This window comes from Lentzea flaviverrucosa, from assembly GCF_003350445.1.
Taxonomy (GTDB): Bacteria; Actinomycetota; Actinomycetes; order Mycobacteriales; family Pseudonocardiaceae; genus Lentzea; species Lentzea californiensis.
The window spans coordinates 35,636-55,022 of sequence record NZ_QQAU01000005.1 but is presented as its reverse complement, the minus strand read 5'-3'; the positions used below and the strand labels follow the sequence as shown (position 1 = coordinate 55,022).

Here is a 19,387-nt window from a genome sequence, read left to right as displayed (position 1 = left end):
TGGTGAACAGTGGTGCGATCGTCCGGTGATCGCCGCCGAGTCCACCGAGCTGTTCGTCGGGCCTCGGACCGCGCTGCTGCAGGTGGTGCGGCTGACCTCGCCCACCTCGGCCGGACCGGTGCACGCGCACGTGTCCGGGCCGGGCCTGCACTCGCCGCGGCACGGCGGATCGCTGGTGCCGGGGCCGTTCGGCTACGAGCTCGCCGTCGACGTGTCCGAGCACCCGCCCGGTGCCGTGGTGCCCGCCCAGGCCGTCGTACGGTCGGCCACCGGCGAGGAGTCGTGCGCGTTCTCGCTGGTCGTGGGCTCGCCGGGGTGGACGGTGCACCTCGTCGGGCACGTCGCGGGCGACGCGCCGTTCGCTGCTGTGCGCGCCCATCTGGACCTGGCGCTGACCGATCTCGCCTACCGGTTCGCGGTGACGTCGGTCGAGTTGCTGCAGCCGTACTGGGACACGTTCCCGCAGCACCGCTCGTTGCTGCTGCGGCTGATCTCCGAGGGCCGGGTCGAGGTCGTCGGGTCCGAGTCCAATGTGGTCGGTGTGCCACCGACGTTGTCCCTGCTGCCGCCCGGATCGCTGCTGACGGCCTCGTCGCTGGGCGAGGCCGAGCGGTCGGTCTACGCCTCGTTCCTGGAGTTGCGGGCCGGGGTCACCGCGCCGCACGTGATGCTGCCGGTCGGTTCCGATCGCGAGGCTCCGAACCCGTGGGTCACCGCGATCCACCACGACTGGAGCGCGCGCTACACGTGGCCGCGGATCATCTGCTCGTTGCCGCGCGACTACTACGTGCGCGGGTCTGTGCCCGTGCCGCCCGCACCTGTGGACGACTCGCCCGCTGCCGTGTTCGCTCGGCTGACCGGATTGGCCTTTCCGCAAGCCGCGCTGGAGCGTGCCGCCCTCGCACACCCTCGCGAGGCCTTCGACCTGCGGTCCGAGGTCGTGTCGCGTTCTCTGGCCGCGTTGACGTCCACTGCGGACTTTTCAGTGACCGTCTGGAACCCGTTGCCTTCTCCCTGCACCGACATCGTGTCCGTGCATCTGCCGTCCGCTTCGAACGTGCACGTGGAGTTGGACGGTGTGGCGCTGCCGACGTTGGTCGACGGTGTGACCGTGACGTTCTTGGCGCGCGATGTGCCCGCACGTGGATGTTGCACGTACGAGTTGGTCGAGGACGACGTCGACCACGGCTGGAAGCGTGGCTTCGGCACCGAGATCGCCTCCACTCACTACGTCCTGTCGTACGACCCGATCGCTTCTCTCTCCGCCGTGGACGGGTCTGCTCAGGAGGCGCCCCATCTGTTCGGTCCGGTCAGCGTCTGGCACAGCGAGGTCGGCGAGAAGATGGTCGGGTCCACGACCTTCACGCTGTGGAACGACGTTGCTCACCTGGGTCCGTCCTCGTTGTTCGGCGTGCTGGGGGCTGCCAGGAAGCCGCCGCCGGTGGCCGAACCGCTGGGGCCTGTTTCCCCTGCTGTGACGCCGGTGTTCGCGCGCTACTGGTTGCACGAGCCCGCGCCGTTGGGCGGTCTGCCGGCAAACGTCCACCTGGAGGTGCTCAGTCCGACGCGGCTGCGGGTGGTGGCCGTGTCGGACGGTCCGGCGTTCTCGGGCGTCGTCCGTCTCGTGCTGCCCGACGGCTGGTCGGCTTCCTGGGACACGCTGCCCGTGTCGCTTCCCGCCGGTGGTCACGTCTCGGCCGAGGTGCAACTGGTGCCGTCGCTCGTTCCCGGCTGCCACCCGGTGCGGGCCACCCTGGAGGGCCTGCCGTTCGAGGTCTACGACGTCGCCCTGCTGACGGTGCCCGAGTGGGACGCCGATGATCCCGTCGAAGTCCTGTGGACGGCTTCTTCACCGTCGGTGGTGTCGGTGAGACCAGGGGAATCGTCGTTGATCCGGGTGATCATGGCTTCCGGCGCACACGGCGACCTGCCGGTGCAGGCCCGCTTGCTGTCGCCGCGCTCGTCGTGGGACTTCACCGGCCCGTTCTGCGTGGGCGGCCTGCTCCCCGCTCAGGGACGGCTGCCGCTCGACTTCACCTTCGCGGCGCCACCCCGGGCCACTCCGTGCACCTGGTCCGCCGTCGTGCGCGTGGCCGCGGGCGACCTGGTCCGGACCACTGCGCCCATCCGTCTCGAAGTGGCTGGTTAAGCTGCGTCACCGTGACTGATCTGGTGCTGGCACTGGACTTCGGCGGCACCAAGATCGCCGCCGCCCTGGTCGACCCCTTCGGCTCGGTGGTGCGCTCCGCGCGTGTGCCGACGCCATCCGAAAACCCTTGGGACGCAGTCGTCTCGGTGATCTCCGAGGTGGTCGGGGACTCGGCCGTCGCGGGCGTGGGCATCGGCTCGGCGGGCCCGGTCGACACCACCGCCGGCACCGTCTCGCCGATCAACGTGCCGTCCTGGCAGGAGTTCCCGCTGCGGTCGTCGGTGGCGTCGCTGTTCCCGGACGTCCCGGTCGAACTCGCGGGCGACGGCGTGTGCATGGCACTGGGCGAACACTGGCGCGGCGCCGGCCAGGGCAGCACGTTCATGGTCGGCCTCGTCGTGTCGACGGGTGTAGGCGGCGGGCTGGTGCTGGACGGACGCCCGTTCGGCGGCCGCACCGGCAACGCGGGCCACATCGGCCACATCGTCGTGGACCCCGAAGGCGAACCCTGCACGTGCGGCGGCCGCGGGTGCGCGGAGACCATCGCCGGTGGCCCGCGCATGGTGGCCTGGGCACGCCACGCGGGCTGGCCGGCACCGGACCACGCCGACGCCGCCCTGCTGGCCGCCGCCGCGCTGTCCGGCGAGGAGATCCCGCTGGCGGCGTTCGAACGTGCCGGTCAGGCCGTCGGGATGGCGATCGCCGGGGCTGCCGCGGTGTGCGACCTGGAGCTCGCCGTCATCGGGGGTGGGGTGGCGCAGGCCGGGGAGCTGCTGTTCGAGCCGGTGCGGCGGACGTTGAAGACCCACGCCGGGCTGTCCTACCTGGCCGGGCTCGAGGTGCGGGCGGCTGAGCTGGGTGGGGAGGCCGGGCTGGTGGGGGCGGCTGCGCTGGTTCGGCAGTCGGTGTGACCGGCGGGGGCTCGGGCAGGCGGGCCGAGCAGGCAGGCGGGCCGAGCAGGCAGGCGGGCCGAGCAGGCAGGCGGGGCTGGCCAGGCGAACTGGCTGGCTGGGTGGTCGGCATGTTGGTGGTGCTGGCTGGACGGACGAGCTGGCTGGACGGACGGACGGACGATGAAGACCCACGCCGGGCCCTCCTACTTGGCCGGGCTCGAGGTGCGCGTGGCCGAGTTGGGCGGAGTGGCCGGACCGGTGGGGCGGCTGCGCTGGTACGCCAGTCGGTGTGACCGCCGAGGGCTCGGGCAGGCGGGCCGAGTAGGCAGGTGAGGCGGCCGGGCGGCTGAGCTGCGCGGACGAGCTGGCTGGGCGGGCGGATGGCGGGACTGGCGCTGGGCGGCGAGAGCACGCTGGGCAGGCAGGCTGCGGGCTGGCTGGGCCGGGGCGATTCACAGACGTGCCGGTTGGCTGGCCGGCACCGGACCACAACGCTGCGCTGGTGGCGTTCGAACGTGCCGGTCAGGCCGCCGGGACGGCGATCGCCGGGGCTGTCGCTGGGCGGCGGCAGCACGCTGAGCAGGTAGGCCGCAGGCTGACTGGGCTGGAGCGGCCGGCGCGTTGCAGAGCGCGTCAGACCGCCTGGCGGGTGTGGCGCAGTGGTGACTCCACGCGGCCTACCGCGATTCCTGCCGTCTCCAGGGCAGAGCGGACCGTGCGGGCGATCTCCACGGCGTTCGGGGTGTCGCCGTGCACGCAGATCGAGTCGGCCTGGATTCGAACCGGGCGGCCGGAGACGCTGCGGATCCAGCCCTCGGTCGCCAGTTGGACGCAGCGGGCCGCGATCTCGGCCGGGTCGCGCAGGACGGCTCCCGGTTCGCCGCGCGGCACCAGGGTTCCGGAGGCGGTGTAGGCCCTGTCCGCGAAGGCCTCGTGCCAGACGCGCAGGCCTGCTACCGAGGCTCGCTTCAGCCAGACCGCGCCTGGTGGGCCCAGTACCGCGAGTGTCGGGTCGAAGAGGCGGACCGCGTCGACCACGGCGTCTGCCTGGGCTTCGTGCCGGACCAGGGTGTTGTAGAGGGCGCCGTGTGGCTTCACGTACGAGATGCGGGTGCCTGCGGCGCGGGCGAACGCCGACAAAGCCCCCAGTTGGGCCAGGACCTCGTTGGTGAGCGTGTCCGGGGCCACGTCGATGAACCTGCGGCCGAAGCCCGCCAGGTCCCGGTAGCCGACGTGGGCGCCTACCGCCGTTCCTGCCGCGGCGGCTGAGGCGCAGGTTTCGCGCATCGTGTCCGCGTCGCCGGCGTGGTAGCCGCAGGCGACGTTCGCGCTGGTCACGACGGCCAGCAAGGCCCTGTCGTCGCCGAGGGTCCAGTGGCCGAAGCCCTCGCCCAGGTCCGCGTTCAGGTCCATGGCCGTCCTCCCATGCGCGCTCGTTCGGTGAATTGTGGGATTGTTGAACGATTCTACGATAGGGCAATCGAACGATCCTGGAAATAGACTGCCGAGGTGACTGAGACGTGGGTGTCGACGCTGGCCCAGAGCAAGGCGGATCTGGAGCGCGCGAGCACCGCGCAGAAGGTCGCCGACATGCTGCGCGAGCGGGTGCTCCTCGGTGAGCTGGAGCCGGGCCTGCGCCTGAGTGAGGAAGCGATCGGCGGCGCGCTCGGCGTCAGCCGCAACACGCTCAGGGAAGCGTTCCGGCTGCTCACGCGCGACCGGATCCTGGTGCACGAGCACAGCCGCGGTGTCTTCGTCCGCCGCCCGACCGGCAACGACGTGCGCGACCTCTACGCCGCACGCCGGGTGATCGAGGGCGGCGCGCTGAGGCTCTGGCACACCGTCGGCGACGCACAGCGGGAAGCGGTGCGGGCGCCGGTCCGCCAGGCCGTGGCACGCGCCGAGAAGAACGACTTCACCAAGACCGGCAGCGCGAACATCCAGTTCCACCGCGGCATCGTCGGCCTCGCGGGCAGCGCCCGCCTGAGCGACGAGTCCGACCGGCTCTTCGCCGAACTCATGCTCGCCTTCCGCGTCGCGCACGAGGTCGAGGCCTTCCACCAGACCTACCTGCCGTGGAACCGCAAGATCGTGGAACTGCTGAACAACGGCACGGTCGACCAGGCGGTCCAGCAGCTCGACGAGTACTTCGACGCCGCCGAACAGGACCTCGTCAGCCGTCTTGTGGCGGATTAGTCCAAAGAGAACGTTAAGGCGAAGGCAACGATTGCGATCACGAGGCTGACGGCACCCTTCATCAGGCCTAACATCCGCGCAACACCGCGTACACGGAGGGCCACCATGCCGTCGGAGCACAAGACCGGCTTGCGCTGGAGCAACTGGAACCTGCTGCTGATACTTCCGCTGTTCATGCTCATCACGCCGTGGTTCAACCAGGACGAGCCCAGGATCTTCGGGTTGCCGTTCTTCTACTGGTACCAGTTCCTGTTCGTCCCGCTCGGCGTCGTGTGCGTCGGCCTCGTCTACGTCAAGACCAAGGACGAGCCCGTGGTCACCGGCAAGCCCGACAAGCTCGGCGTGGACGACCTGGACGAGGGAGCGAACTGATGCAGTGGACCGAGCTGATCGTTTTCAGCGCTCTCTTCCTGCTCGTCACCGTGATGGGCTTCCTGGCTGCGCGGTGGCAGAAGGGCGACACCCTCGAGCACCTCGACGAGTGGGGCCTCGGCGGCCGCAAGTTCGGCAGCTGGATCACGTGGTTCCTCGTCGGTGGTGACCTCTACACCGCCTACACCTTCGTCGCGGTGCCGGCACTGATGTTCGGCGCGGGTGCGCTCGGGTTCTACGCCCTGCCCTACACGATCATCCTGTACCCGCTGGTCTTCCTGCCGCTCGTGCGGATGTGGTCGGTCAGCCGCGTGCACGGTTACGTCACGCCCGCCGACTTCGTGAAGGGCCGCTACGGCTCGCACTGGCTGGCGCTGATCATCGCGGTCACCGGCATCGTCGCGACCATGCCGTACATCGCGCTGCAGCTCGTCGGTCTCGAGGCCGTGCTGCGCAGCATGGGCCTCAACGGCTCCGGCATCCTCGGCCACCTGCCGCTGTTCATCGCGTTCCTGATCCTCGCGCTCTACACCTACCAGTCGGGTCTGCGGGCGCCGGCGCTGATCGCCTTCGTCAAGGACATCCTGATCTACCTGGTCATCCTCGTCGCGATCATCTACCTGCCCTCGAAGTTCGGCGGCTGGGGCGAGATCTTCAACGACGCGCAGGCCAAGTTCGACGCCACGCCGAGCAAGGCCGACGGCATCCTGCTCACCGGCACCAACCAGCTGCAGTACGCGACGCTGGCACTGGGCAGCGCGCTCGCGCTGTTCCTCTACCCGCACTCGCTGACCGGCATCCTGGCGAGCCGCGGCCGCAACGTCATCAAGCGCAACATGGTCGCGCTGCCGGCGTACTCGCTGCTGCTGGGTCTGCTGGCGCTGCTGGGCTTCGTCGCGATCAGCGCGGGCACCAAGCCGATCGTCAACCAGGCGACCGGCCGTCCCGACACCAACACGATCGTGCCCGAGCTCTTCGGCGCGAACTTCCCGTCGTGGTTCGCGGGCATCGCGTTCGCGGCCATCGGCATCGGCGCGCTCGTGCCGGCGGCGATCATGTCCATCGCGGCGGCGAACCTGTGGACGCGCAACGTCTACAAGGAGTACATGAAGAAGGACGCCACCCCGGCGGAGGAGGCCAAGCAGGCCAAGCTCGCCAGCCTGGTGGTGAAGTTCGGCGCCGTCGCGTTCATCGTGTTCGTCGACCCGCAGTTCTCGATCGACCTGCAGCTCATGGGTGGCGTGATGATCCTGCAGACGCTGCCGGCGGTCGCGATCGCGCTGTACACGCGCTGGTTCCACGTCTACGCCCTGGTCGCCGGCTGGTTCGCGGGCATGGGCTACGGCATGTGGCTGCTCTACACGATCGGCAACCCGGCCATCGGCAAGGCGCACTTCGCCGGTTCCGCGCTGCCGCTGGGCAACATCTCGATCTTCGGGTGGCACCCGTTCGGCGCCTCGACGACGCAGATCTACGTCGGCATCATCGCGCTGTTCGTCAACCTGCTGGTCGCGGTGGTCGTCACGCTGATCGCCAAGAAGGCCAAGTGGTTCAACGGCACGGACCAGACGGACCCGTCCGACTACCACGTCGACGAGGACAACCCGAGGGTCAAGCCCATCGCTGCCCACTGAGACGCAGTCGTCGACACTATGGGCCACCCGTCGGTTACGACGGGTGGCCCTTTGCGTTGAGGATCGAGTACGTGAAAACCATCGCCGGACTGGTCGGACTGACCGCGATCGCCCTCACCCTGAGTCCTGCCGTCGCCCACGCGCAGGACGCGAACTGCTACGACACCACCGCACCGCTCACCGTCGAGGAACAGCGCCTCGACGACACGCTCGTCGTCGGCGGCCCCGCCGTCGGCCCGTCGCTGGTGGAGCTGGCCGGGTTCGACGGCCGCGTCACCGACTTCACCGCCAAGCTCTGCCGCCAGATCGTGCCGAAGCAGGCGCAGCAGTTCGTGGAACGCGAAGGAAACGCGCTGTGGAAGGCCGCCGTCGCCCGCGCGCAAAGCACAACACCCGTGACACACGACGCCTACGACGACCGCCCGCTCTACTGGGCCCGGCTGCAGCTCAGTTCCGCGCTGCGTCAGTGGAAACCGAAGTTCGCCCTGCCGCCGAACGAGCGCGCGAAGCTCGTCCAGCGGTTCGACTGGGCCTCACGGGGTCTGAGCGACTCCGCGTTCCCCAGCAGGCCCGGCGTGCGCAGGATCGCCGTCACCGGCTTCGACCCGTTCCAGCTCACCGGCGTGAACGTGCGGCGCGCCAACCCCGCCGGTGCGGCGGCGTTGCAGCTCGACGGCCGGGAGATCTCGACGCCGACCGGCAAGGTCGTCCTGCAGGCCGCGGTGCTCCCGGTGCTGTGGGGCGGGTTCGACGAGGGAGTCGTCGAGCAGTTCTACGGTTCGGCGTTGCAGCAGAAGCCCGACGCGTTCGTGACGATCAGCCAGGGCAGGCCCGGCCGGTTCGACGTCGAACGGTGGGCGGCGCGGTGGCGCGGTGGCTTCGCGGACAACAACAACGTCGGCTCGTTCGGCAGCGTCCCGAACGCCGCCGGCTGGCCGCAGCCCGGCAACGAGTTCATCGAGACGACGCTGCCGTTCCAGAAGATGATCGACGCGGGCACCGGCCCGTTCGCGGTGAACTACAACCCGGCCTTCTGCGAGTGGGTCGTCGTCGGTTCCCAGCAGTCGTGCCGCACGGACAACCCCACTCCGGGCAGGGTCGCGGCGTCCGGCGGCGGTGGTGACTACCTCTCGAACGAGAGCATGTACCGGGCCAACAGGCTGCGGATCGGTTACGGCGCAACGAACGTCCTCGGTGGACACCTGCACACGCCAGTGCTCGGACAGCCTGCCGACCCGGCCGCGCTGACCGATCCGGCCTTCGAAAAACAGCGTCGGGACATCGCCGAACAGGTGAAGGCCCTAGTCTCTGTGGTGTGACTCGTGTGCGGCTGGCGGTGGCAATTGTCCTGAGCGCGCTGACCCTGTCCGCGTGCGCGATCCAGGTGGGAGGGCAGGCGGTCCCCGGACCTCTGCCTTCGACCGCCTCCGCCTCCGCACCCGCACTGCCCAAGGCAGGGCAGTGCATGAACGCCTACGAGCTGAAGGTGCTGCAGTGCACCGATTCGCACGAGGCCGAGGTCATGAGCGTCGGTGAGCTCACCGGCCTCCCGACGACCTACCCGGACACGCAGGCGCTGCGCAAGGCCGCGCTCCCGCCGTGCCGCCAGACGCTCACCGAGTACCTGGGCAGCGGCGACGCGGACTCGACGCGGCTGCGGGTCTGGGCGTTCTGGCCGAACGAGCAGGGCTGGAAGGACGGCCAGCGCTGGCGGCTGTGCACCGTCGTGGAGATCAGCCCGGACGAGAAGCCGCTGGCGCGCAAGGGTTCCGTGAAGGACGTGCTGAAGAGCAACGGCTTCGGCACCTTCCAGACCTGCACCCAGGGTTCGCCGTCGAAGGACCAGGAGGTCAAGGTCGTCGCCTGCGCCACCGCGCACATGGCCGAGGCCGTGCCCGGTGGCGTCGTCTCACTCGGCAAGTCGACCGACCCCGCTCCGTCCAAGGAGCAGATGAACTCGATCGCGAACGAGAAGTGCACCAAGGCCGTGCACGACTACCTGGGCTCGACCAAGCGCTCGGACGTGTTCCCCGCGTGGCGGAACCCCGGTTCCCAGGCCTGGTCAGAGGGTTGGACCAACGCCGTCTGCTACGCGGAGGCCACCAGAACCTTCGGCGGCACCCTCCTCGGCATCCGCGACAACCCGCTCCCGAACTGATTCGGCGACCACGACCATCAGCACGGCGGCCAGGGACAGCACCAGCATCGCGATTCCTGCGATTCCCACGGCACACCTCCCTCTCCGCCTCAGTGACGATCTTTGTGACCGCCATCACGTACTCAAGACGTTCCCGGAAGGGGCCAGGTTCATTCCTGGAGCAAGACCATTCCTACGACCGGGGGAGAAGTCCCCAGGCTTGTCCACAGCTATCCACAACATGTGCACAAAGCCGTCCACACCTGTGGACAACTTCGTCTCTTGTGGACGATGAGCTGCGGTGATTCAGAGAAAATTGCTGCACAGGACCACGCCGGCGACCACGCCGATGGCTAAACCGAGGCCGAACACGAGCGCGTAACGCAATCGTGACGGACGGGCGGGCGGGGCGGCCGGCACCGGGTAGTAGCGCACGATGCCCGTCGACGGGCCGACCTCCACATCGCGCTTCGAACCGTCGAAGTTGAGGCCGCCGAGGAAGTCGTTCTGCGTCACGCCACCAGTAGTACCCCAAAGAGAAGCCCCAGCGGTCGCCGTTGACCGCTGGGGCTTCGAAACACCTCGGGCTGACTAGCCCAGGCGCTGCTTCAGGTTCGCCAGCTCGTCGCGGAGCGTGGTCGGGACCTTCTCGCCGATCTTCGCGAACCACTCCTCGACCAGCGGGATCTCGGCACGCCACTCGTCGGCGTTGAACTCCAGCGAGGCCTCGATGTCCTCACGCGACGCGTCCAGGCCCTCGAGGTCGAGGTCGTCGGCGGTCGGCACGTAGCCGATCGGCGTCTCCTGCGCGGCGGCCTTGCCCTCGAGGCGCTCGATGGCCCACTTCAGCACGCGCGAGTTCTCGCCGAACCCGGGCCACAGGAAGCGCTTGTCCTCGCCCCGGCGGAACCAGTTGACGTAGAAGATCTTCGGCAGCTTGTCGGCGTCGGCGCGCTTGCCGAGGTCGACCCAGTGCTGGAAGTAGTCGCCGGCGTTGTAGCCGATGAACGGCAGCATCGCCATCGGGTCGCGGCGCACGACGCCGGTCTTGCCGACCGCGGCGGCCGTGGTCTCGGACGAGAGCGTGGCACCCATGTAGGTGCCGTGCTGCCAGTCGCGCGACTCGGTGACCAGCGGGATCGTCGTGGCGCGGCGGCCACCGAAGAAGATCGCCGAGATCGGGACGCCGTTCGGGTCCTCCCACTCCGGCGCCTTGATGTCGCACTGCTCGATCGGCGTGCAGTAGCGCGAGTTCGGGTGCGACGACAGCTCCTCGCTGTCGGGCGTCCAGTCCTGGTGCTTCCACGAGGTGAGGTGGGCCGGGGGCTCGCCCATGCCCTCCCACCAGATGTCGCCGTCGTCGGTCAGCGCGACGTTCGTGAACAGCGAGTTGCCCTTGGCGATGGTGCGCATCGCGTTCGGGTTGGTGTGGTAGTCGGTGCCGGGCGCGACGCCGAAGAAGCCGTTCTCCGGGTTCACCGCGTACAGGCGGCCGTCCTCACCGAAACGCATCCAGGCGATGTCGTCGCCGAGCGTCTCGACCTTCCAGCCGGGGATGGTCGGCTCCAGCATGGCGAGGTTCGTCTTGCCACAGGCCGACGGGAACGCGGCGGCGATGTAGTACGCCTTGTTCTCCGGCGAGGTGAGCTTGAGGATCAGCATGTGCTCGGCGAGCCAGCCCTCGTCGCGCGCCATGGCCGAGGCGATGCGCAGCGAGTAGCACTTCTTGCCGAGCAGGGCGTTGCCGCCGTAGCCGGAGCCGAAGCTCCAGATCTCCCGGGTCTCTGGGAAGTGCGAGATGTACTTCGTGTCGTTGCACGGCCACTGCACGTCTTCCTGGCCGGCCTCCAGCGGAGCGCCGAGCGAGTGCAGCGCGGGGACGAACGGAGCGTCCTCACCGAACAGCGCCAGGGCCTTGTTGCCCATGCGGGTCATGATGTGCATGGAGACGACGACGTACTCCGAGTCGGTGATCTCGACACCGAGCATCGGCTTCTCCGCGTCCAGCGGGCCCATGCAGAACGGGATGACGTACATCGTGCGGCCACGCATGCAGCCCCGGTAGAGCTCCGTCATGATGGCCTTCATCTCTGAAGGGTCCATCCAGTTGTTCGTCGGGCCCGAGTCCTCCTCGCGCACGGAGCAGATGTAGGTCCGCTCCTCCACACGCGCGACGTCCGTCGGGTCCGAGGCCGCCCAGAACGAGTTCGGCTTCTTCTTGAGCGGCACGAACGTGCCGGCGTCGACGAGCTTCTTCGTGAGACGGTCCCATTCGCCCTGAGACCCGTCAGCCCAAACAACCTCGTCAGGGCAGGTCAGCTCAGCGACTTCCTGAACCCATGCGAGCAGACGCGCGTGGTTGGTAGGTGCGTGTTCGAGACCGGGAATGGTCACTGCCGTCATCTCGTCTCGTCTCCTGACTGAACGCCTCGGCAACCCGAGCACGTGGTGGTCCGGTGCAGGACTTCGTCGTCCTCGGGAATAGCTCACGACGCCCGGTGGGGCCGGGCGTACGTGGAAGGGGATGGACCGAGGTTAGCCCGGTGAATGGCAGGTAAAGCACCCCCAGCCTGTCGCTTCCCTCACAAAACCGATTCTGGAATCGATTCAGCACTCGGACGGCGTTAAGGCCGGCTTGAGGTGGGAAAAACACAAGAGGCCCCGGTGCGGTTCTCACCACACCGGGGCCTGTGACCTGCGCTTCAGTTAGAGGGTCAGTTCGGACTGATCCACTGACCGGTTGTGGAATCGATTCGGACGACTCCGTCGAACCGTTCTTCCTCCAGCCAGTCGTCCGAGTCGTCCAGAATGCCGCTCTTCGAGTCGGTCACGTACCGGCCGTCGGACTCGATGTGCCCGTGCTCGACCTCGACCCAGTCGTCACCGCGGTGCTCCGACATCGTGACCTCGCCGGATCGTGTGATCTCGGTCGCCACGTCGGCCTTGCCGTCGCCGTTCTTGTCCGTGAACAACCACGTGTCGCCGGCGTCGTCCCGGACGACGGCGGTGTCGGCCTTGCCGTCCCCGTCGGTGTCCTCGGTGGCCTGCCCGACGTTTCGTTCACCGTCGTCGGTGTCCACGACAATCGCCTGCGTGGGAGACGAATTCGTTTTTTCCTGCCGGGGATCGCTCGGGTCGACGGCAACCCACTCACCGGAATTCTCCTCGAACCGCGCCTGGCTCAGGAGATTGCCGTCCTTGTCGAACGTGCTCATCAGATCGGCGTCACCGTCGCCGTTCGTGTCGGTGAACGCGAGATGTCCACCGTCGTCCGTCTCGACGACGGCGGAGTCGTTCACGCCGTCGTGGTCGAGGTCGAAGGTGACGTCGGCGGTGTACTCCTCATCCTCGACGGTGACCTTCAGCTCGGCGTCGGCCGCACCGTTCTCGTCGATGTACACCGGGACACACCTCCTACTTGCTCATGTACCGGTATGACCCACGTTATGCCGGTTTGGTTCCGCCGCCAACCGTTTGCGCCCGTGTCGACGACCTCCGGCGGAGTCAGGCCCGGTCTCGCACGGACCTGATCCGGCCCAGCAGCTCCTCGGCCTTCGAGCGCCCCTGCTCCACCTCGGCGAGCTGCCGGGTCACGGCCTGCAGCTCGCGGCCGCGTTCGCCGGCCTCCATCCGCAACGCGCGGTCGACCTCGCGCAGTTCGGCCTCGATGGCCTCGATGCGCTTGGCCAGTGCCTCGTCCAGCGCGAGCGACAGGGCCTGTTCGGCCTCGATCAGCTGCTCGGCGGCCAGTTGGTCCACTGTGGAGCGTGCGTCGGCGATGGCGTCCGAGAGCCACTGCTTGACGTGCTGCTTTTCAGCCGTGTGGGTGCGGGTGCGGGCCATCCACCAGCCCGCGCCGAGGCCCAGGGCGATGGTGACGGGCAGGACGATCGGGTTCAGCACGGCGATGCCGAGGCCCGCCAGCGGCATGACGGCGAGCTTGCCCGCGCCCAGGCCGCCGGACACGCCCATGAACACCAGGAGTTTGTCCTCCGCCGTCGGCGGGCGCTTCTCCTTGGGGCGCAACACGACCGGGGGTTGCTCGCCGCGGGCGAACTGGCCGCGGATCAGGGTCAGTTCCTCCGCGCTGAACAGCGCGGCCAGCACGGCGTCGGTGACCTGGGAGAGGCGCACGGACAGAGCTGTGGAGATCCGGCCGGAGACGACCTGCAGTGCGGTGTCCACCTGCTGCGGCAACGTGGTCAGGCTGGTGCGGTCGGCCGCGTCGATGGCCTGGCGGTACCAGGTCTGCAGGTCACGCATCTGGCGGGAGATCTCGTGGGAGTTCTCGATGCGGGCCCGCTGGACCTCGCCGCGCAACCGGACCTGCCAGCCGCGGGTCGAGGAACGGCGTTCGGTCTGCAGTTCTTCGCGGCGGGCACGGAGGACGACAGCCTCGTCCTCGCCCACGGACAGAGCGCGCTTCTCATGTTCGAGGCGGATTTCCAGCTCCGCCAGCACGGTCGACAACGCGCGCAGGGCGTTGGCCTCGGCGAGCATGCCGGCGCGACCCGTGACGAGTTCCTGCAGTGCGGTCTGCAGGGCGGAGATGCCGGAGCGTTCGCGGAGCATGGAGGCCGCGTCCGGGTTCGGGGCCTGGGCGGCCATGCCGAACATGCGCGACGACACCGGGTAGAAGGTGGCGTCGGCGAACCGCGGGGCGTGCTCGGCCAGCAACGCCTTGTCGGCGTCGAGGACCTGGCGCCAGCCCCGATACTGGTCGGTCTTGGTCAGCGCGAAGACGACGGTCTCGACGCGGTCGCCGACGCGCTTGAGGAAGTCCAGCTCACCGCGGGTGAACGGTGACGAGGCGTCCACGACGAAGATCAGGGCGGTGGCCGACGTGACGGCCTCCAGCGCCAGTTCGCCGTGCACCGACTCCAGGCCGCCCACGCCAGGGGTGTCCACGACGGACATCCGTTCCAGCAGCGGGATCGGGGCGTCGACCTCGACGTAGCGCGGCGGCAGCTCGCCCTCCGGCAGGTCGTGGGCGGCGGACACCCAGTTGATCAGCGCGGGCAGCGGGAAGCTGACGGGCGCGAGCAGGCCGGGGTAGCAGGCTCGGGCCGCCCAGGACGGGCCGTGCTGGAAGACGAGGTAGGTGGAAGTGGCCACGTCCGCGTCGACCGGCGAGAGACCCGGAGCCGACAGCAGGGCGTTGACCAGCGACGACTTGCCGCGGTTCGTCTCGCCGACGATCACGACCGACGACACCTCGGGAGCCGCGCTACGAGCCACCCAGTCGGCCATCGACGGGTCGAGCTCGCGCACGAGAGAGGTGAGGCGTTCGCGGGTCTGCCGGACTGTCTGCGAAAGGTTGCTCATCGGGACGTGTAGACCGTCACGATCGGAGCCCGCAGGAGACGGCCTCGGTCGCAGAAGCCGGGCACCTCGGTCTCGGCGACCAAGCCCTGCAACGACAGGTCGTCGGTCGGCACGGCGCCACCGGCCTCGTGCTGCGACGGGTCGAACCGCTCACCGTCCACCCGCAGCGCCACGACGCCTATGGACGACAGGCCTTCCTCGATGCGTGCGACCACGCCCGCACTGGCGCGGTCCAGTGCGTACAGGCACAGCTGGACCAGCGCGCGGCGCTCGGCCAGCGCCTGGTCCAGCAGCTCGTCGGCAATGGTCTCCACACCGTCGTCCGACGCCAGATCGGTGCGTTCGGTTCCGTTCACGCTCATCGGTGCCCCCCAGCACGTAGTTGCTGCCAGATGAGGAAATACGCCCTGTGGACGACGTGCGCCACCCGAGCCTGCGCCGGAGTCGCGCCGAAGGAGGCGAACGAACGCCACCACCCGGCCCGTTCCAGCGCGAACGCGACGAGTTCCGCGCCTGGTCTGCCCGGCAAGCCGAGCTGTGCGGCCACGTCCGGGGTGCTCCCGACGCGGAGCACCTCCTCCGTCAGGTCCGGCGCCAGCGCGACCGCACCGGACGAGACCAGCGTCAACGCCTCCAGCAGCCGCAGCTGGTGTGCCTCTGGACGGGCCAGCAGGACCTCGATCGCGTCATGAACGCGCTGCCGTTCACCGGGATCGCCCGAGGCCAGCGACGTGACCGACGCCAGCGCCGCCGCGGCCTTGATGCCGTCGGCCCGCGCCCGGAAGACCGCGTCGAGCCGGCCGCGGACCGCGGCGAACCCGGACGCGTCGAACAGCACCCGCCGCAACGCCCCGGCGGGCAGCGCGGGCTCGGCGTCCAGTGCCAGGAGAGCCTGGCCGATGCCGTAGAGGTCGAGCTTCTCCAGCAACCGGGAGCGCACACCGGCCGCGACGTCGCACTCCCACGACGTGAAGAGGTCTCCGGACATCAGCATCATCGTGCGGGTGTCCGCGTCGAGGGCCGCCAACGCCCTCAGTGCCTCCGCGTCGGCCGACGTGAACTCCCCGGTCTCGGCGGACTCGGCGAGCAGGCTGATCACCGGCAGCACGTCGGCGACGCGCGGCCTGAGCAGTTCGGCCTGCTTCGCCGCGAGGATCTGCGCGGCGCGCCAGAGGTCACCGTCGGCGCCCTCGACGGTTTCCGGCGCGACGGCGTCGACCTTGTTCAACGCGGCGATGGCGTTGACCGGGCCCGCCTCGCGGGAGGCGGTCGCGGCGGTGAACGCGGCCAGCGTCGAGTGATCGTCCGCCCGCACGCCCTGCGTCACGACGTAGAGAACAGCCTCGGCACCGGCGACCGCGTTGCGCGACACGGGGTCCAGCAGTTCCTCGGTGCGCGCGACCGATGCCGCGTCCAGCGAACCGAGCCCTGGTGTGTCGATGACGGTGATGTCACGCAGCACGGCGTTCGTCAGGTACGCCTCGATGTGCGAGACGCCGTCCAAGCCGAGAGAAGTGGGGATCATGCCGTTCGCGTCGAACGGCAGCACCTGCCGCCTGCCGTCTCGCAACACGACTTCGATGCGGTCGACCGTGCCGTACTGATAGCGCGTGACGAGCCGTGTGCACTCGCCGATGTCGGTGGGCGCGACCCGGCGTCCGATCAACGCGTTCACCAGAGTCGACTTGCCGGACTTGATCCTGCCCGCCACCGCGACCTGCAACGGCGCGTGCAACCGGCGCAGCACCTCCTGGAAACCGGCGGCGGTCCGCGGGGACACCTGGGGCTGGAGGGCAACGCACAGGTTGGCCACCGCCGCGCACAGCGGACCGGCCAGTTGTTGTCCCTGCAACGCCGTCACGGGCACTGATCGTGCCACGGTTTGTGTGCGAGCGTGTGCGGGTAGCCACAGCGCATGGGTGACAGCTACGTGACGTTCCTAGTACTGGGGATCGTCCTGGTCGTGGTCGACGGCCAGCTGATCTACCGCGGTGGCAAGGGATATCTCAAGCGCGCCGCGTACGACGAAGAGCAGGCCGGCAGCATGATGAAGCTGACGACCGTGCTGTTCCACCTCGTCGTGCTGGGCCTGCTGGCGTTGGTGTCGATCATCGACGTCGACACCGGCGACCCGGTGAAAGACGTGGTCGTGCAGCTGGGCCTGGTGCTGTTGTTGCTGGCACTGGCCCACGGCGCGACGATGGCGATCCTGGCCAGGATCCGGGACCGCCAGATGCAGCAGCAACTCGCTGACCAGATGGCCGAGGAACACCGCATCTACGAGGAACGGCAAGAGGAACGTCAGGCCCACATCAACGAACCGCGACCCGCACCCAAGATCGAGTCGCCTTACTCACCCAAGTAATGGGCTCGCACGGCGTTCAGCGCCTCCCCCTCGCTGGCGCCGAGTGACCGAGCGATGGCGACGAACTCCGCCGCGGCGGCGGAGAGCGGGTCCGGTGCATGCGAAGGCAGGGCAGCCACCACGGTGCCCTGCCTTCGTCCTGTCGTGAGCACACCACCGGTCTCCAGCTCCCGGTAGGCCCGCGCGACCGTGCCGGCGGCCAGGCCGAGGTCCGCGGCGAGCTGCCGGATCGTCGGCAGCCGGGACCCGACCGGCAGCACACCACCGTTGATCAACCGGACGAGCTGGTCCCGTACCTGGCGCCAGGGCGCGACACCGTTCTCGACGTCGACGACGATTCGGGGTGCGGTCACAAGACAATCTTCTTGGACACGACGTTCGTGTTGGCCATCAGCACCCACGCGACGACGCCGGCCAGCAGGAACGAGCCGCCGACGAGCGCGCCGACCATCGCCGCCCCGATGCCCGCCGACACGTGCACGCTGCGAGTGCGCAGCGCCCGGTCGACCTCCTCGTCACCGTCCGCCGGGCGTGCGACCGCCGCCCACATGACCACCGCGACCGCGGCGACGGACACGACGAACACGGGCAGTTGCGCGATCTCGAGCCGCACGAGCAGCCAGGCCAGCCCGAACAGCACGATCGCCGCGTACGCGATCAGCACGTACTGCGAGCCGATGTCGAACAGGCCGCGCGGCGTGAGCGTGGCGACCCGCTGCCGGCCTTCGCGGGGCAGTGACAACGCGATCAACTCCGCGAGCAGCGTGCCCCCGAGCACGACCGCCGCGAACGACCCGACACCGCGACCGCTGGCGAACGGCACGAACGACATCCCGACGAAGAGCCACGGGTAGAGCAGGCGCCGCCGCTTCAGGTACCGGATGGCGTCGTCGATCTGCGCCGGCGTCGGGTCGGACACCTTCCAGCTCTTGAGCAGGCGCCTGCCGGTCGACTGCGTCGGCCACAGAGCGACCAGCAGGAACAACCCAACGCCAGCGGCCCACAGGACGTCGTACATGGCGAACCCCCGAACTTTGTATCAACCCCTCGACACAATAACTCACACTGAAGTCGTACGCGGCGTCAACCCGTGGCGCGACGCGCGAAGGTTCGGTCCGCACCTAACCTTGTCCAGTGCGGCGGTTCAGTCTGTGGATGAAGAGTCATCCGGCGTTCGGGGACTCCCTGATCGCCGGAATTCTGCTGCTCTTCGACATGGGCATCGCGGCCACAGTGGTCGACCAGGGGGTGTCGTTCTCCGCCTATCTCGCGGTGACGTTGCTGATGCTCGGGCCGCTGCCGTTCCGCCGGCACCACCCGCTCGGCACGAGCTACCTGATCCTCGCGGGCGGGTTCCTGCAGCTCTTCTCGCACGGCGGCATCAACGGCATCCCGGTCCGCATGTCCGACTTCGCGCTGGCCATCGCGCTGTACACGCTCGTCGCGAACACGAACCGCAAGACGGCGTTGATCTACCTGGGCTGGCTGCTCGCCGGCACGCTGCTCTGGGCGGTGTTCCAGGTCGGCGAGCTCCAGGCCGTGTTCCTGGTGTTCCTGGTCTTCGTGATCTTCGGGTTCAGCTGGGCGATGGGCGAGTTCATCGGCGCGCGCCGCGCCTACCAGCGGGAGATGGAGCAACGCCTGGTGCTGCTCGAGACCGAACGCGACCAGCAGGCCAAGATCGCCGTGGGCGAGGAGCGATCCCGGATCGCCCGCGAACTGCACGACGTCGTCGCCCACGCGGTGAGCGTGATGATCGTCCACGCCGACGGCGCCGCGTACACGATCAGGTCGCAGCCGGAGGTGGCCGAGAACGCGGTCCGCACGATCGCCGACACCGGCCGCCTCGCGCTGACCGAGATGCGCCGCCTGCTCGGCGTGCTGCGCAGCGAGGAGGCCGAGACGCAGTGGGCCCCGCAGCCGGACGCGCGGGGTGTGGTCGAACTCGCCGAGAACACCAGGGCCGCCGGCGTGCCGGTGCGCCTGGAGATCAACGGTGACGTGGACGACCTGCCCGTGGGCGTCGGCCTGAGCGTCTACCGGATAGTGCAGGAAGCTCTGACGAACACCATCAAGCACGCCGGAGCAGGGACCACCGCCTTGGTCCGCCTGGCGCGCTCGCCCGAGGAACTGCGGCTGGAGGTGACCGACGACGGGTACGGCACACCCCACGACGTGGTCAAGGTCTCCGGCGGCAACGGACTGATCGGCATGAGGGAAAGGGCAGCGGTGCTGGGTGGGGAGTTCGAGGCGGGTCCCAACCCCGGCGGGGGCTGGCGCGTGCGCGCGACATTCCCGCTAGCCGCATAGGGTGAT

The 19,387-nt window shown here is 69.0% G+C and carries 18 protein-coding genes; 9 read left to right on the top strand and 9 right to left on the bottom strand.

All coding sequences use genetic code 11. The features are described from left to right. Nucleotides 1–25: 25 nt before the first annotated feature. Both DFR72_RS16950 and DFR72_RS16945 read left to right on the top strand, forming a co-directional pair. Nucleotides 26–2,149 carry an NEW3 domain-containing protein gene (locus DFR72_RS16950; RefSeq protein WP_090066259.1) on the top strand — a complete coding sequence of 708 codons (2,124 nt, stop codon included), beginning with the start codon at nt 26–28 and terminating at the stop codon, nt 2,147–2,149. Nucleotides 2,150–2,160: 11 nt separating this feature from the next. Then, entirely contained in the window at nt 2,161–3,060 is a 900-nt protein-coding gene (locus DFR72_RS16945) for an ROK family protein (protein WP_090066260.1), read from the top strand. A 615-nt stretch (nt 3,061–3,675) separates the two neighbouring features. Here DFR72_RS16945 and DFR72_RS16940 read toward each other — a convergent pair. Beyond that, nucleotides 3,676–4,455, bottom strand: a complete 780-nt coding sequence (locus tag DFR72_RS16940) for a LamB/YcsF family protein (protein WP_090066261.1) — start codon at nt 4,453–4,455, stop codon at nt 3,676–3,678. A gap of 96 nt (nt 4,456–4,551) precedes the next feature. On the opposite strand from DFR72_RS16940, the gene DFR72_RS16935 reads away from it, so the two are divergent. From DFR72_RS16935 to DFR72_RS16915, 5 genes are all read left to right on the top strand, one after another. Next, a complete protein-coding gene (locus DFR72_RS16935; protein WP_245983072.1) occupies nt 4,552–5,238 on the top strand; it encodes a GntR family transcriptional regulator in 687 nt (228 codons plus the stop codon). A 105-nt stretch (nt 5,239–5,343) separates the two neighbouring features. Next, entirely contained in the window at nt 5,344–5,610 is a 267-nt protein-coding gene (locus DFR72_RS16930; RefSeq protein WP_090066262.1) for a DUF3311 domain-containing protein, read from the top strand. Then, a complete protein-coding gene (gene mctP / locus DFR72_RS16925; protein ID WP_090066263.1) occupies nt 5,610–7,244 on the top strand; it encodes a monocarboxylate uptake permease MctP in 1,635 nt (544 codons plus the stop codon). The genes DFR72_RS16930 and mctP overlap by 1 nt, the downstream gene beginning before the upstream one ends. 71 nt (nt 7,245–7,315) lie before the next feature. Continuing rightward, nucleotides 7,316–8,563, top strand: coding sequence for a pyroglutamyl-peptidase I (locus DFR72_RS16920; RefSeq protein ID WP_245983070.1), 1,248 nt, complete (start codon nt 7,316–7,318; stop codon nt 8,561–8,563). Next, nucleotides 8,560–9,402 (top strand): septum formation family protein, encoded by an 843-nt coding sequence (locus DFR72_RS16915; RefSeq protein ID WP_143086728.1) that lies wholly within the window; start codon nt 8,560–8,562, stop codon nt 9,400–9,402. The genes DFR72_RS16920 and DFR72_RS16915 overlap by 4 nt, the downstream gene beginning before the upstream one ends. 285 nt (nt 9,403–9,687) lie before the next feature. On the opposite strand, the gene DFR72_RS16910 is transcribed toward DFR72_RS16915, so the two are convergent. From DFR72_RS16910 to DFR72_RS16885, 6 genes are all read right to left on the bottom strand, one after another. After that, nucleotides 9,688–9,897 (bottom strand): hypothetical protein, encoded by a 210-nt coding sequence (locus DFR72_RS16910; protein ID WP_090066266.1) that lies wholly within the window; start codon nt 9,895–9,897, stop codon nt 9,688–9,690. 75 nt (nt 9,898–9,972) lie between these two features. Next, nucleotides 9,973–11,784: a phosphoenolpyruvate carboxykinase (GTP) gene (locus DFR72_RS16905; protein ID WP_090066267.1), complete on the bottom strand. Its 1,812-nt coding sequence runs from the start codon at nt 11,782–11,784 to the stop codon at nt 9,973–9,975. A gap of 311 nt (nt 11,785–12,095) precedes the next feature. Further along, nucleotides 12,096–12,782, bottom strand: a complete 687-nt coding sequence (locus tag DFR72_RS16900) for a DUF6802 family protein (protein WP_090066268.1) — start codon at nt 12,780–12,782, stop codon at nt 12,096–12,098. 103 nt (nt 12,783–12,885) lie between these two features. Next, on the bottom strand, nt 12,886–14,706 hold the full coding sequence (locus DFR72_RS16895) for a dynamin family protein (protein WP_090066269.1): 1,821 nt from the start codon (nt 14,704–14,706) through the stop codon (nt 12,886–12,888). Continuing rightward, complete coding sequence (gene grpE / locus DFR72_RS16890) at nt 14,703–15,068, bottom strand: nucleotide exchange factor GrpE (protein WP_090066270.1); 366 nt, start codon at nt 15,066–15,068, stop codon at nt 14,703–14,705. Before grpE ends, DFR72_RS16895 begins: the two co-directional genes overlap by 4 nt. Beyond that, a complete protein-coding gene (locus DFR72_RS16885) occupies nt 15,065–16,567 on the bottom strand; it encodes a dynamin family protein (protein ID WP_090066360.1) in 1,503 nt (500 codons plus the stop codon). Before DFR72_RS16885 ends, grpE begins: the two co-directional genes overlap by 4 nt. A gap of 54 nt (nt 16,568–16,621) precedes the next feature. On the opposite strand from DFR72_RS16885, the gene DFR72_RS16880 reads away from it, so the two are divergent. Then, complete coding sequence (locus tag DFR72_RS16880) at nt 16,622–17,071, top strand: hypothetical protein (protein ID WP_090066271.1); 450 nt, start codon at nt 16,622–16,624, stop codon at nt 17,069–17,071. On the opposite strand, the gene DFR72_RS16875 is transcribed toward DFR72_RS16880, so the two are convergent. After that, a complete protein-coding gene (locus DFR72_RS16875; protein ID WP_090066272.1) occupies nt 17,056–17,424 on the bottom strand; it encodes a GntR family transcriptional regulator in 369 nt (122 codons plus the stop codon). The genes DFR72_RS16880 and DFR72_RS16875 overlap by 16 nt on opposite strands. Further along, entirely contained in the window at nt 17,421–18,089 is a 669-nt protein-coding gene (locus DFR72_RS16870) for a hypothetical protein (RefSeq protein WP_090066273.1), read from the bottom strand. Before DFR72_RS16870 ends, DFR72_RS16875 begins: the two co-directional genes overlap by 4 nt. A gap of 137 nt (nt 18,090–18,226) precedes the next feature. Here DFR72_RS16870 and DFR72_RS16865 point away from each other — a divergent pair, with 137 nt between their 5' ends. Next, on the top strand, nt 18,227–19,381 hold the full coding sequence (locus tag DFR72_RS16865) for a sensor histidine kinase (RefSeq protein ID WP_090066361.1): 1,155 nt from the start codon (nt 18,227–18,229) through the stop codon (nt 19,379–19,381). Nucleotides 19,382–19,387 lie beyond the last annotated feature (6 nt).

Coding starts and splice junctions, on each gene's coding strand:
- DFR72_RS16940 (WP_090066261.1), bottom strand. CDS start 4,455: ATGGACCTGAACGCGGACCTGGGCGAGGGCTTCGGCCACTGGACCCTC.
- DFR72_RS16930 (WP_090066262.1), top strand. CDS start 5,344: ATGCCGTCGGAGCACAAGACCGGCTTGCGCTGGAGCAACTGGAACCTG.
- mctP (WP_090066263.1), top strand. CDS start 5,610: ATGCAGTGGACCGAGCTGATCGTTTTCAGCGCTCTCTTCCTGCTCGTC.
- DFR72_RS16905 (WP_090066267.1), bottom strand. CDS start 11,784: ATGACGGCAGTGACCATTCCCGGTCTCGAACACGCACCTACCAACCAC.
- DFR72_RS16895 (WP_090066269.1), bottom strand. CDS start 14,706: ATGAGCAACCTTTCGCAGACAGTCCGGCAGACCCGCGAACGCCTCACC.
- grpE (WP_090066270.1), bottom strand. CDS start 15,068: ATGAGCGTGAACGGAACCGAACGCACCGATCTGGCGTCGGACGACGGT.
- DFR72_RS16880 (WP_090066271.1), top strand. CDS start 16,622: ATGGGTGACAGCTACGTGACGTTCCTAGTACTGGGGATCGTCCTGGTC.
- DFR72_RS16870 (WP_090066273.1), bottom strand. CDS start 18,089: ATGTACGACGTCCTGTGGGCCGCTGGCGTTGGGTTGTTCCTGCTGGTC.
- DFR72_RS16865 (WP_090066361.1), top strand. CDS start 18,227: ATGAAGAGTCATCCGGCGTTCGGGGACTCCCTGATCGCCGGAATTCTG.